This window comes from Streptomyces sp. PsTaAH-124 (assembly GCF_000373685.1).
GTDB lineage: Bacteria > Actinomycetota > Actinomycetes > Streptomycetales > Streptomycetaceae > Streptomyces > Streptomyces andamanensis.
In genome coordinates this window covers 175,176-187,789 of record NZ_KB892157.1, presented here as the reverse complement: position 1 = coordinate 187,789, position 12,614 = coordinate 175,176, and the positions used below count along the sequence as shown (strand labels likewise).

At 72.8% G+C, this 12,614-nt stretch carries 10 protein-coding genes; 5 read left to right on the top strand and 5 right to left on the bottom strand.

The features are described from left to right. The first annotated feature begins 261 nt into the window (after positions 1 to 261). A complete protein-coding gene (locus B086_RS0100745; RefSeq protein WP_018564505.1) occupies positions 262 to 984 on the top strand; it encodes a lytic polysaccharide monooxygenase in 723 nt (240 codons plus the stop codon). Between the two features lie 125 nt (positions 985 to 1,109). Here B086_RS0100745 and B086_RS0100740 read toward each other — a convergent pair whose 3' ends face one another. Next, positions 1,110 to 1,376 (bottom strand): GlsB/YeaQ/YmgE family stress response membrane protein, encoded by a 267-nt coding sequence (locus tag B086_RS0100740; protein ID WP_018564504.1) that lies wholly within the window; start codon positions 1,374 to 1,376, stop codon positions 1,110 to 1,112. A 335-nt stretch (positions 1,377 to 1,711) separates the two neighbouring features. Between B086_RS0100740 and B086_RS0100735 the strand changes: the two genes are divergently transcribed. Then, positions 1,712 to 2,074 carry an ArsR/SmtB family transcription factor gene (locus tag B086_RS0100735; RefSeq protein WP_018564503.1) on the top strand — a complete coding sequence of 121 codons (363 nt, stop codon included), beginning with the start codon at positions 1,712 to 1,714 and terminating at the stop codon, positions 2,072 to 2,074. Next, on the top strand, positions 2,067 to 4,751 hold the full coding sequence (mgtA, locus tag B086_RS0100730) for a magnesium-translocating P-type ATPase (RefSeq protein WP_018564502.1): 2,685 nt from the start codon (positions 2,067 to 2,069) through the stop codon (positions 4,749 to 4,751). Before B086_RS0100735 ends, mgtA begins: the two co-directional genes overlap by 8 nt. A 535-nt stretch (positions 4,752 to 5,286) precedes the next feature. On the opposite strand, the gene B086_RS0100725 is transcribed toward mgtA, so the two are convergent. The 4 genes from B086_RS0100725 to B086_RS0100710 form a co-directional block, all read right to left on the bottom strand. Next, a complete protein-coding gene (locus B086_RS0100725; RefSeq protein WP_018564501.1) occupies positions 5,287 to 6,495 on the bottom strand; it encodes a helix-turn-helix domain-containing protein in 1,209 nt (402 codons plus the stop codon). 217 nt (positions 6,496 to 6,712) lie between these two features. Further along, positions 6,713 to 7,666, bottom strand: coding sequence for a hypothetical protein (locus tag B086_RS0100720; protein ID WP_018564500.1), 954 nt, complete (start codon positions 7,664 to 7,666; stop codon positions 6,713 to 6,715). 100 nt (positions 7,667 to 7,766) lie between these two features. Continuing rightward, a complete protein-coding gene (locus tag B086_RS0100715) occupies positions 7,767 to 9,374 on the bottom strand; it encodes a DUF6801 domain-containing protein (protein ID WP_018564499.1) in 1,608 nt (535 codons plus the stop codon). A 99-nt stretch (positions 9,375 to 9,473) separates the two neighbouring features. After that, entirely contained in the window at positions 9,474 to 10,106 is a 633-nt protein-coding gene (locus B086_RS0100710; protein WP_018564498.1) for a hypothetical protein, read from the bottom strand. 742 nt (positions 10,107 to 10,848) lie between these two features. Between B086_RS0100710 and B086_RS0100705 the strand changes: the two genes are divergently transcribed. Further along, a complete protein-coding gene (locus B086_RS0100705) occupies positions 10,849 to 11,853 on the top strand; it encodes an ABC transporter ATP-binding protein (protein WP_018564497.1) in 1,005 nt (334 codons plus the stop codon). Then, on the top strand, positions 11,850 to 12,614 hold the full coding sequence (locus tag B086_RS0100700; protein ID WP_018564496.1) for an MlaE family ABC transporter permease: 765 nt from the start codon (positions 11,850 to 11,852) through the stop codon (positions 12,612 to 12,614). The genes B086_RS0100705 and B086_RS0100700 overlap by 4 nt, the downstream gene beginning before the upstream one ends.

Genomic DNA, 12,614 nt, shown 5'->3' with positions numbered 1-12,614 from the left:
CGGACACCCGTCGAACTTAGGGTGCCCTTAGTTAGGGCGTTAACTTAATCGCCGGACGGGGTCAGGGCAACCTTTCGGGCCGCTGTCCGTGAAGTGGGCTCCGTGCTTTGCCAGTTGGTTATCGCCCGATCCCTTGACCAGCCCCGGTCCCTGAGTATGGTCTAGACCAAGTTTCGTAGGTCTAGACCTACATCGACGTGGCCTCGCAGGCGTCGGTTCCGGCGGCGCGCCGGTTCCGTACATCGAAGGTAGTGATGTGGCATGAACACGAAAAGACGAGTCGCTGTCGCGATCGGGGCCCTGGTCGCCCCGGTGCTCGCCGTCAGCCTTCCCGCGGCCTCGGCCAGCGCGCACGGCTGGGTCACCCTGCCCACCAGCCGTCAGGAGCAGTGCGCCGAGGGTGTCGTCGACTGCGGTCAGATCAAGTACGAGCCGCAGAGCGTCGAGGGCCCCAAGGGCCTCCAGAGTTGCAGCGGCGGGCACGCCGAGTACGCCGAGCTGGACGACGACAGCAAGGGCTGGAAGGTCACCACGGTCGGCAGCTCGGCGACCTTCACCTGGCACAACACCGCCCGTCACGCCACGGCCAACTGGCAGTACTTCATCGGCGGCCAGAAGATCGCCGAGTTCGACGGCCACAGCCAGCAGCCGCCCGCCGACGTCAGCCAGCAGGTGAACTTCGGCAGCTACACCGGCAAGCAGAAGGTCCTCGCCGTCTGGAACATCGCGGACACCGGCAACGCCTTCTACTCCTGCGTCGACGTCAACATCGGCGGCACCCCCGGCGGCGGTGACCCCGGGAACCCCGGTGGCGGTGACACCTGCACCGCCCCGGCCTGGGACGCCGCGCACGTCTACAACGGCGGCGACAGCGTCTCCTACGGCGGCCACACCTGGCGCGCCAAGTGGTGGGTGACCGGCGACAAGCCCGGCACCACCGGTCAGTGGGGCGTCTGGGAGGACCTGGGCGCCTGCCCGGCGTGAGCCCTCGGCCCCGGCGGCCCTGAGCACGACAAGGTGGGGCGGCGCGTCACGCGCCGCCCCACCTTGTCGTACCGTTCCGGGCGCCCCGGCCCGGTGAATCCCGTGAAGCCCGGTGAACCCCCGGGTCAGTCCCGCGAGTTGCCGAACAGCAGCCGGTAGAGGACCAGCAGCACCAGGGAACCGCCTATCGCGGCACCCCAGGTGGGCAGGTCGAAGAAGTGCTTCTCCACCGGCCGGTCGAGGAAGCGGGCGGAGAGCCAGCCGCCGACGAAGGCGCCCGCGATGCCGATGAGGGTGGTGCCGATCAGGCCGCCCGGGTCGCGGCCGGGCAGCAGGATCTTGGCGATCGCCCCGGCGAGCAGGCCGAGGATGATCCAGCTGATGACGCCCACGTTGTCGTCCTCCAGACGAGTCGGGTCGCGGCGGTCCGCCCGGCCCGGTGGCCGCACGGTCCGCTGTTCCGCTCCAGATGTTCTGCTTGCGTGATTGCGCAAGCCTAGAGGCACGCTCGAACTGCCGCCAACAGCGCTTCCGGGCAGGCACCTGGAACAAGCCCGCACAGAGCCTGCCCGGTCACCTCGGTACGCGGATTGCGCAACTCTGGAACCGCCCGCACGCCGTACCGCGCACCGGGCCCTCAGGGAGCGGCGGCCCGCGGCGGCCCGGCGGACACCTACACTGGTGGGCGCATACGCGTCGGACGGTGACGGGCGGACGGGAGAGCGCTGTGACGGGGAACGCCGGGGGTTTCGAGGACCCGCCCGCCGAGGTGCTGGCCTCCGCGGCCGCCGCGTTCGGGCTGCTCGCCTCCTCGGCGCGGCTGCACCTGATGTGGGCGCTGTCCCAGGGCGAGAGCGACGTCACGCATCTCGCCGACCGGGTGGGCGGCGCGCTGCCCGCGGTCAGCCAGCACCTGGCCAAGCTGAAGCTCGCCGGTCTGGTGCGCTCGCGCCGCGAGGGCCGTAGACAGGTGTACTACGTGGACGACCCGGACGTCGTCACCGTCGTACGGGTGATGGTCGGGCAGCTGACCGCGCGCTCCCGCACCTCCGCGGCGCCCGTGCGCGCGCTGCGCGGGACCGGTGGCTGAGACCAGCGCGGCGCCGGGCCGGCGGCAGGACGGGGCCCCGGGGCGGCCGGTCCTGACGGCGGCCCCGCCCGGATGGGCGCCGGGGCGTCCGGTGCCCACCGTCCTCGAGGTGCTGCGCGGGCTGGACAGCGGCCCGCGCGGGCTGACCGAGGCCCAGGCCGCGCAGCGGCTGGCGCTGCTGGGCGAGAACACCGTCCCGGCCCGGCGCGAGGCGTCCTGGCCGCGCCTGTTCGTCCGCAGCCTGCGCGATCCGTTCACCGCCGTGCTCGGCTGCCTCGGACTGGTCTCCGCCGCCGTCCTCGCCTGGAGCACCGCCGCGGTGATCCTGCTGCTCGTCGTGGTCAGCTGCGCCCTGCGGGCCTCCGGCGAGCACCGGGCCGACCGCTCCGCCGCCGCGCTGCGCGAACTGGTCGCCACCACCGCCACGGTGGTCCGGCGCGGGGACGGGGACGACGGCGACGGGGCCGGGGCCGGGACACCGGCCGCCCGCGAGACACCCGTGGCCGAGCTGGTGCCCGGCGACATCATCCGGCTCGGGCCCGGCGACGTCGTCCCCGCCGACGTACGGCTGCTGAGATCGAGCGGCCTCACCGTGCACCAGGCCGCGCTGACCGGGGAGTCCGCGCCCGTCGCCAAGACCGCCGACGATCTGCCGCCGGAACCGGGCGGCGGGGTGCTGGAGCAGCCCCAGCTCTGCTTCCTGGGCAGCAGCGTGGCCTCCGGCGGCGCCACGGCGGTCGTCACCGCGACCGGCCCGCACGTCCGCTTCGCCGCCGCCCACGACCGCGCCGGGGCCCGGCCCGCCGCGAGTGCCTTCGACCGGTCCGTGCACGGGATCTCCTGGATCCTCATCCGCTTCATGCTGCTCACCCCGCCGCTGGTGCTGGCCGCCAACGCGGCGCTGCGCGGACGCGGCCTGGAGACCCTGCCGTTCGCGGTGGCGGTGGCGGTCGGGCTGAGCCCGGAGATGCTGCCGGTGCTCGTCACCCTGTGCCTGGCCAGAGGCGCCTCGGGGCTGGCCCGCGCGCACGGCGTGATCGTCAAGCGGCTGCCCGCCCTGCACGACGTCGGCGCCGTCGACGTGCTGTGCCTGGACAAGACCGGCACCCTGACCCAGGACCGCCCGGTCCTGGACCGCGCCCTCGGTCCGGACGGCCGCGACGACCCCGAGGTGCTGCACTGGGCCGCCGTCAACGCCTGGTGGACGCTGCAACTCGCCGACCTGCCCGAACCCGACGCCCTCGACGAGGCCATCCTCGACGCGGCCGACGAGGACGCGCTCACCGCGTACGAGGGCACCGCGGCCCTCGCCTTCGCCCCCGTGCACCGCCTGGCCACCGCCGTCATCCGGACCCCCGGACGGCTCGGCCGCCACACCCTGGTCGTCAAGGGCGACGTCCAGGCGGTCCTGGAGCGCTGCGCGCTCGACGACGAGGAGCGCGCGGAGCTGTCCGGCCTCGCCGTCCGGCACGCCGGCCGCGGGGCGCGGGTGCTGGCCGTCGCCACCGCCGAACGCCCGGCCCGCTCGCGCGGCTACACGCCCGCCGACGTCCGCGGGCTCACCTTCCGCGGTCTGGTCACCCTGCGCGACGCGCTGGCGCCCACCGCCGCCGACGCGCTGCGGGTCCTCACCGACCGGGGCGTCACCGTCAAGGTGCTCACCGGCGACCATCCGGGCACGGCCGTGCGCGCCTGCCTCGACCTCGGGATACCCGTCGAGCCGGACGCCGTGCTCACCGCCGATCGCGTCGACGCCCTCACCGACGGCGAACTCGCCGCCGCGGCCGGGCGTACGACCGTCTTCGCGCGCTGCACCCCCGAGCACAAGGCCCGGATCACCCGGGCGCTGCGCCGGGCCGGACACACCGTGGGCTTCCTCGGCGACGGCGTCAACGACCTGCCCGCGCTGCGCGCCGCCGACGTCGGCATCGCGCCCCGGGACGCCGCCGACGTGGCCCGGGAGAGCGCGGATGTGGTGCTCGCGCGCAAGGACCTCACCGCCGTCGCGCACGCCGTCGCCGCCGGGCGGCACGCGGGCGACAACATCGCCACCTATCTGCGCGTCACCCTGTCGTCCAACCTCGGCAATGTGCTCGCGATGCTCTCGGCCGGGCTGCTGCTGCCCTTCCTGCCGATGCTCCCCGCGCAGGTCCTCATCCAGAACCTGTGCTTCGACGCGGCCCAGCTCGCCTTCGCCCACGACCGGCCGCATCCGGCGGTCCTGCGGCGCCCCGCCGTGCTGGACCCGCGGCACCTGCTGCGCTTCATCACCGGTTTCGGCGCGCTGAACGCCGTCGCCGACCTGGCGACCTTCGCCGTCCTCGCGCTCACCCTGCACGGCCCGGGGACCGGGGACGACGAGGCGGTGTTCCACTCCGGCTGGTTCACCGAGAACCTGCTCACCCAGGCGCTGGTGATGGTGCTGCTGCGGGTCGGCCGCCGGACGGCCGGGGCCGGCCGACCCGGCCCGGTCGTGTGGGCGGCGGGCGCGCTCGCCGCCATCGGCCTGGCCCTGCCGCCCTCCCCGCTGGGCCCGCCGCTCGGCCTGACCGCCCTGCCGAGCGAGTACTACCTGCTGCTCACCGCCGTCCTGGCCCTCTACGCCGCGGCCCTCCTGGCAGCCAGGGCACGCTACGCCCGCGGCCCGGACCCCACTCCGGCCCGTCTTCCTGCCTGACCGTCCCGGATCGGGGCGCGACGGGGGGTGTCCTGGGCTGCGGCGGGCGCGGGCGGGCGCGGGCGGGCGCGAGAGCGCGGCTCTCCGCCGGGCGGCCCTGGCGTGTGCGAGGGCATGTGGGATTCCCCCGGCCCGGCCCGGCGCGCACGGCGGTGCGCGGGGTCCTTCCGGCCCGGCGCGTGACGGCGTCCGGTCTTCCGCCCGTCCGGCCCCGGTGCGCGCGGCGACGGACGTCCCGCGCCTCGGCGGCCCCGGTGTGCGGCGGTACCCGTCGTGCCGTCCGGGCGGACCGGCGCGCAGGGGGCGCGGCTTGCCGCTGGGCGGGCGTGGTGTGCGCGGCGGCGCGCGGCGCCCCGTTGGGTGGGTGCGCGTGCGCGCGGGCGCGTGGGACTTCACCCCGCCGAGCCCGCTGCGCGTCACGGCGTGTGAGTCCCCGCCCAGTCGGCCCCGGCGTACGACACGGCCCACGGGCGCCCGCGCCCCACCGCCCCCACCGCGCGCGGCCGCCCGTGCCGTACGGGCGGCCGCGCCCGCGTCACTCCTTGGCGCCCTCGCGCAGGTGCAGTGAGCGCAGGGCGGCCTCCAGGGCGAAGCGGTGGCCGGGGTCGGCCAGGCGGTCGCCGAGGCGGGCGTCCAGGTTCCGCAGCCGGTAGCGGACGGTCTGGGCGTGCACGCCGAGGATCTCGCCGACCTGTTCCGCGGGCGCCCGGGTGGAGACGTGTACGCGCAGCGTCTCCACGAGCCGGTCGCGGCGGCTGGCGGGCAGCCCGTCCAGCGGGGCGAGCTCCCTGGCCGCCAGGTGGGAGACGAGCGGCGGGTCGGACAGCAGCCACAGGGTCACCAGATGGTCCTCGCAGCGGACCAGCGGAGCGTCGGCGACGACGCCCTCGTCGATCAGCTGGAGCACCCGCCGCGCCCAGCGGATGGAGTCGGCGGCCTGGGTGAGCGGCACGGTCAGGCCCGCCACGGCGTGTGTGCCGCCGAGCGCCGAGTCGAGCATCGCCAGGCGCTCGGGGGTCAGTTCGCCCGGGACGAGCAGATGCGGCTGGGGGATGTCCAGATCGGCCAGGACGTCCCCGGCGAGGCCCGCCTCCACATGGTCGGGCGCGGGGGAGCGCAGGGCGACCAGGGTGACATGGGAGGGCAGCGTCCAGGCGGCGGCCTCGCACAGCCCGGACACGGTCGACTGGGGCAGCGGCGGAGCGGCCAGGATCAGGTGCAGCAGCTGTCTGCGCAGCGCGGAGACCTCGGAGGAGGCCCGCGACTGCACCTCGACGTAGCCCTCGCGGGAGACCGCCTCCAGCTCCTCCACGTAGGCGAACAGGGCGTCGGCGAAGGCCAGGATGACCGTGGGCGACAGGTTGTACTGGCGGCCCACGGCCTTGGCCCGGCGCAGCGCGATCCGGGCGCCGAGCCGGTACGCCCCCTGGAGCGTGTCCAGTTCGCGTCCCTCGTACGCCTCGACGCGCCCGAACTTGCGCAGCAGCTGGTCGCGCAGGGCGGAGTTCTTGCCGGGCTCGGCGACCCGGTCCACGAACGCGGACAGGGCCTGTTCGACGCCCTGGCGGATGGCGTCCGCGTTGGGGCCGTTGAGCAGCCGGCCGTAGACCGGGTAGGCGCGGGTGACCTCGATGCGTATCTCCTTCATGAGTCCGGGTAATTCCGGGCGCATGAAGGCCGCGAACTCCTTGGGCAGGGGGTCGAGCGGTTCACCGACCTCCGGTGTCCGTACGGGTGAAGGCATGAGTTGGTCGTCCCTTGCTCTTCCGACGCGCCCGGTGGGGGACCGGCCGCCTGTCACCCGCCGTCGCGGAGCGTGACAGGCGGCCGGTCAGGTGCAGACCTGTGTGAAAGGTGAAGCTAAATCAACTTCCTTGATCCGTACACAGGTTGGACACACATTGGTGCCGAGGCACGGGCACGGCCGGCCGGGACGGCTGATAATCGCCGCCGTACGGCCATTACTTGACGGCGGAGTTCCAGTTCTGCGAGAGGATCTTGCCCGCGTCGGGGGCGGCGGCACCGGGTGCGTTCAGACCGGCCAGGTAGGTCTGGGCGTTGTTCAGGGTGACGCTGTTCTTCCCGGCGGCCGAGGGCAGCCCGGTCTTGAGGTTGACGGCCGCGTCGATCAGCCCGAGCAGGCCGAGGCCGCAGCCGCTGGCGCCGGGCACCGCGAAGGTGCTGTCGTTCTGGGTGGCGCCGGTGAGGTTGATCCGGCTCATGTCGCCGTCGTCGGCGAGGGTGCCGTCGCCCTTGAAGAACGTCATGCCGAAGTCGGGCAGGTTCACGTTGTGCGGGCGCAGCACGATCGGGCTGGACTTGGTGCCGATGTAGCAGTTGGACCCCAGGAACGGGTTCTGGAGGTGGATGCGGACCGGGATGGCGACGATCGGCTCGTCGGTGAGGATGCCCGCGGTCTGGTTGAAGTCGTGGGGCGCGCCCACGGACTCCACGGTGGCCGTGATCTTGTTGAGGCTGCTGTCGGCGATCTGGTTGCAGATGGCCGTGACGGCGGGGATGTTGCTCGGGCACATCAGGCCGAGCAGACCGCCGGGCACGGTCGCGGAGTCGGCGATGAGCGCCCCGGCCGGCGGGGCGACGACCGAGCTGGTGCCGTCCGCGTTCTGCACCACCCCGATCTGGAGTTCGGTGCGGCCCGTCGTCACCGTGGTGTTGCCCAGCTTGATGGAGCCGCCGGCCGAGGCGGACACCACGCACTGCGGGGTCTGCACCAGGCCGTCGGCGGCGAGCATCGCGGAGGCGCCCACCGGACAGCGGGTGAACGGCCCCCACTCGCCGTTGAGCTGGGTGGTCGCGGCGGTGGCCGTGCCCATGGCCGCGAAGGAGCCGAGGGCGGTGCCGAGCACGGTGACGGTCGTGGCGGCGAGTCTGGTGCGGCGGGACAACCGGTTCATGGCATGGCCTTCCATGGGAGTACGGGGAACGAGTGCGGAGGAGCGGAGGAGAGGAGTTCAGGCAGACGGGGGTGTCGGGGGAGCGGCGGCGGAGGGCGGGTCAGCGCTCGGGGACCGGGATCTGGGCCGGCTGGAGGTCCTTGGTGCACTGGCCCTCGACCGGATTGGCCTGGCCGCACGTCTGGCCCTGGATCTGTTTGATGTAGTTGCCCGGCCCGGAGACCGAGGCCGTCAGCAGACCGTCGAGGTTCTCGCCGCCCGCGCCGCAGCCGGTGAACGCGGGGATCGTCGTCTCGCCGGTCAGCGGGCCGCCCGAGAGCAGGATGTAGCCGGTGGCCGGCTCGCCGAGGGCGTACTCGCCCCTGCCGCGCAGCACCAGGTGGTCGCCGGGGTGCTTGGCCGGGTCCGGGTCGGCCGAGCTGAGCGAGGTGCGGGTCCGGCAGGACGAACCGACGTCCAGGGGCGTGCCGTTGACGGTCAGGGAGGTGACCCTGAGCACCAGCGGGACCCGGATGTAGGTGTCCATCGTGGTGTAGAAGGTCGTCATGTCCATCTCGCCGCGCGAGTCGATGGACAGCGGACCCGCCTCCTCCAGCACCATGGTGGCCGTCGCCGGGGCGAAGTCGAAGGTCAGGAAGGTGGCCTTGAACGGCGGGGTCTGCTGCTTCCCCTGGTGGTAGAGCTGACCGTCGGAGTGCTGGGTGATGACCGCCGGGCCGCCGTCCTCGGGGAACTGGAAGTCCGGCTGGCCCTGCTCGATCAGCGCGCAGGACACCGGGATCAGCGACGCGCCCTTCTGCTTGCGTACGTTGGCGTAGCCGGTGATGTAGCCGTTCAACGACATCTCGTCCGCGGGGTGCCCGGCGTCGAAGCGGCACGGCGGGGCGTCGGTGCCGCCGGTGGTGGCGCCGGAGAGGTTGCCGGTGAGCTTCGGGGCCCGGTCGCTCTGCGGGTTCCCGTCCGGCGCGGCGGAGCGTCCGGCGGCCGAGGACGGCGCCGACGGCACGCCGGATCCGGCGGCCCCGGTGGGCGGCCCGCCGGGGGAGCCGGAGGGCGCGCCGGAGGGATCCGCCGTCGGGCCGTCCACCGGCACGGTGGCCAGCAGGCCCTTGCCGGGCGCGTCCTCGCCCAGGGTGCACCGCAGGGTGACCGGGGGCGGGGCGGTGGCCGTGGCGTCCGCCGGGGACACCGCCAGGTCGATGTCCAGACCCTGGGCCGTCAGCGTCAGATCGCCTGCGCTCTGCGCGGTCATCGAGGGCACGTCGCCGGTGGCGGTCAGGGTGAGCGGCCCGGACCCCGGCACGGTGGCGGGCTGCGCGGTGCCGCGCCAGGTCGCCTGTGCCGAGGCGGTGTTCTGCGCGACGCCGACGCTCAGCCGGGTCGCGGCCCGCACCTCGGCGTTCTCGGGCGCGCCCAGGTCGGCCACGGCGGCGGGCGGCAGCTCGACCGTGGTGGTGACGTCCGTGGGCCGGATCGTGCGGCGCGGTGCCGCCCGGTCCGGGAAGACCGCCGTGACCCGTACCGTCGCGGGCTGCCGGTGCCCGGACGGGAAGGCGCAGACATAGGGCAGTGCCGTGTCCACCTGCTGGGTGCCGGCCGCGGCGACGACGGCGGGGACCATGGCGGCGAGCACGACGAACGCGGCGGTCGTCGCGCCCCGGGCCCGGACCCGCCGGGTCCACCGTTCGGCTGCACGGGGGCCTGTCATCTGCTGCTCCACTCGGGTCGTTCACGGACGGGGCGCCGAACCGGCCGCAACCGCCCGGCCGGGGGTGTCCCGGACGGGCGGTTGCGAACGGCGGGCGTCTTACGGGTTGGAGCCGACGATCGTCGGGATGGTGCTGGTGCCGGTCACCTTCACGGCGTAGTTGCCCTTGAAGGTGGGCTTGGTCGCGGTGGTGACGACCGTGCCGCACCCGGTGGCCGCGGTGACGGCCAGGTCACCGGAGACGCTGTTGACCGCCAGGATGCCGGTGGAGTTGGTGTAGGTGCCGGACGCCTTGCCCGCCACGGTGAAGTGGCAGGCACCCGCGACCACGTTCGCCTGGACGCTGCCGACGTAGCCCGAGGTGACACCGGTCGAGGCGTTGTAGTCCTGCGCGACGACGTGCCAGGTCCCGATCGGGGTGGCCGTGACGGCGCCCAGGATGCTGGTGCACGGGGACGCCGTGGTGCCGAAGTTGATGGCGGTGATGTCGGCGACCGACGCGGGGTTGCCGGTGGCGCTCGCCATGGTGCCCGACGCGCCCGACGTCGTACACGTCATCGGGATGTTGGCGGTGAGCACGATGTTCCCGCTGTTGGTCGCCGTGAAGTTGGACGGCGACGGGCTGACGGTCCAGACGGTGGACGCGTTGGCGGAGGCGGGGGCGACGGCGATGCCGAACGCTGCCGCGCCCGCGCCCGCCACGACGGCGATCCTTCTGATGGACTTCTTCATGGCTCTGGGACTCTCCTCGTGGATTGACCGGCAGAGACGGACCGCCGCGGAACGGATGGAGCGGGAGTCGTGCGGTCCGGGGGATCGGAAACCTCGATCGCGAGCACCGACGTTACTTGCGGGAAACTTGGCCGAACAATGCCGCCGACCATGATTCTTTGAAAAGGGCAATCATCTGTCCAGTGGGTGAGCAGTCGGCGCGCGGCCTTAGTCATCCGCTGCTAAGGCCGATTCGTCCCCGGTCCGCCCCGCGAGTGCGGGCGAGAAGTCCGGAATGTGCCGCGCCGAGCGCCTTCCAGGGCGTCCGACACGCAGCAGGGTGATAAATCGGGGGCCTCTTTTTATAGATGGTCTGACAGGCCGGGGATGGCCGAAGAGAATGTCGTCGAAAAGTCAGAATCCGCTCTTGCCTGCCGAGGTTACCGGGCCGTAACGTGCCGGGTACGGCGCTGATCTCCAGGTCGGTGGCCCACCGCCGCCCGGAGACACGACGGGCGATTTCCGGCCCTTGCCCTCCTTCGGGTCCGGTCGTCCGCAGGCAGGGCCCGCGGATCCAGTCCCCCCGGAGGCGCGCGGCCCTGCCCTGTCTGTCGGAGACAAGTGCCGGGCCGCTTTTTGTCTGCGCGGTGACAAAGACGGGAAGCGCGGCAGGAACCCGGTGCCCGCCTATTGTCAGTGAACCGTGCACCGACTTAACGTGCGCTCCTCGGTGCACACCTGACCCACTCTTGTCGGAGGTGATATGGGAATCGAAGTGGTGGTCGAGGGTCTGACCAAGTCCTTCGGCAAGCAGAACATCTGGCAGGATGTGACCCTCACCCTTCCGGCCGGGGAAGTCAGTGTGATGCTGGGGCCCTCCGGAACCGGAAAGACCGTCTTCCTGAAGTCGCTCATCGGGCTCCTCAAGCCGGAGCACGGCCGTGTCCTCATCAATGGGGTCGACATGGTCAACGGACCGGAACGCGACATCTTCGAGACCCGGAAACTCTTCGGCCTCATGTTCCAGGACGGCGCCCTCTTCGGCTCCATGTCCCTCTTCGACAACATCGCCTTTCCGCTGCGCGAGCACACCCGCAAGAAGGAGTCCGAGATCCGCCGCGTCGTCATGGAGCGGATCGAGGTCGTCGGCCTGCTCGGCGCGGAGGGCAAGCTGCCCGGCGAGATCAGCGGCGGCATGCGCAAACGTGCCGGACTGGCCCGCGCGCTCGTCCTGGACCCGCAGATCATCCTGTGCGACGAACCGGACTCCGGCCTCGACCCGGTGCGCACCGCCTACATCTCGCAACTGCTGATCGACCTGAACGCCCAGATCGACGCGACGATGCTGATCGTCACCCACAACCTGGACATCGCCGCCACCGTCCCGGACAACATGGGCATGCTCTTCCGGCGCGAACTGGTCACCTTCGGGCCCCGCGAGGTGCTGCTCACCAGCGACGAACCCGTGGTCGCCCAGTTCCTCGCCGCCCGGCGCGAGGGGCCCATCGGCATGTCCGAGGAGAAGGACGCCGCCACCCTCGCCGCCGAGGCCGCCGCCCTGCCGGAACCGGCCGGACCGCGCGAGATCGTCCCGCAGCTCGAACCGTCCCCCGGAATGCCGCCGCGCCGCGCCGTCATGCGGCGCCGCGAACGGGTCCTGGGCATGCTCGACCGGCTGCCGCCCGCCGCCCGCGCCGCCATCGAGCGCACCTACGCCGCCTCGGGCGCGGCCGGCCTCACGCTGCCCACCAGCGGGAGCGGCTCGTGATCACCGGTGCCCTGCGGCAGACCGGCCGGCTCTTCGCACTCGCGGCGGAGGTCGGCCGGGCCATCTTCAGACGGCCCTTCCAGTTCCGCGAGTTCATCGAGCAGTTCTGGTTCCTGGCCAGCGTCACCATCCTGCCCGCCGCGCTCGTGTCCATCCCGTTCGGCGCGGTGATCGCGCTCCAGGTCGGCTCGCTCACCCAGCAGCTCGGCGCGCAGTCCTTCACCGGCGGCGCCAGCGTGCTCGCCGTGGTGCAGCAGGCCAGCCCGCTCATCGTGGCGCTGCTGATCTCCGGCGCCGGCGGCTCCGCGATCTGCGCCGACCTCGGCTCGCGCACCATCCGCGAGGAGCTGGACGCCATGGAGGTCATGGGCGTCTCCCCGGTGCAGCGCCTGGTCGTCCCGCGCGTGCTGGCCGCCATGGGCGTGGCCGTCCTGCTCAACGGACTGGTCTCCGTGGTCGGCATCCTCGGCGGCTACTTCTTCAACGTGTACCTCCAGGACGGCACCCCCGGCGCCTACCTGTCCAGCTTCTCCTCGCTCGCCCAACTCCCCGACCTGTATGTCAGCGAACTCAAGGCGCTCGTCTTCGGGTTCATCGCCGGCATCGTCGCCGCCTACCGCGGACTCAACCCGCGCGGCGGCCCCAAGGGCGTGGGCGACGCCGTCAACCAGTCCGTCGTCATCACCTTCCTCCTGCTCTTCTTCGTCAACATGGTGATGACGGGCGTCTACCTCCAGATCGTCCCGCCGAAGGGAGGCTGA

Coding starts and splice junctions, on each gene's coding strand:
- B086_RS0100745 (WP_018564505.1), top strand. CDS start 262: ATGAACACGAAAAGACGAGTCGCTGTCGCGATCGGGGCCCTGGTCGCC.
- B086_RS0100725 (WP_018564501.1), bottom strand. CDS start 6,495: ATGCCTTCACCCGTACGGACACCGGAGGTCGGTGAACCGCTCGACCCC.
- B086_RS0100720 (WP_018564500.1), bottom strand. CDS start 7,666: ATGAACCGGTTGTCCCGCCGCACCAGACTCGCCGCCACGACCGTCACC.
- B086_RS0100715 (WP_018564499.1), bottom strand. CDS start 9,374: ATGACAGGCCCCCGTGCAGCCGAACGGTGGACCCGGCGGGTCCGGGCC.
- B086_RS0100710 (WP_018564498.1), bottom strand. CDS start 10,106: ATGAAGAAGTCCATCAGAAGGATCGCCGTCGTGGCGGGCGCGGGCGCG.
- B086_RS0100705 (WP_018564497.1), top strand. CDS start 10,849: ATGGGAATCGAAGTGGTGGTCGAGGGTCTGACCAAGTCCTTCGGCAAG.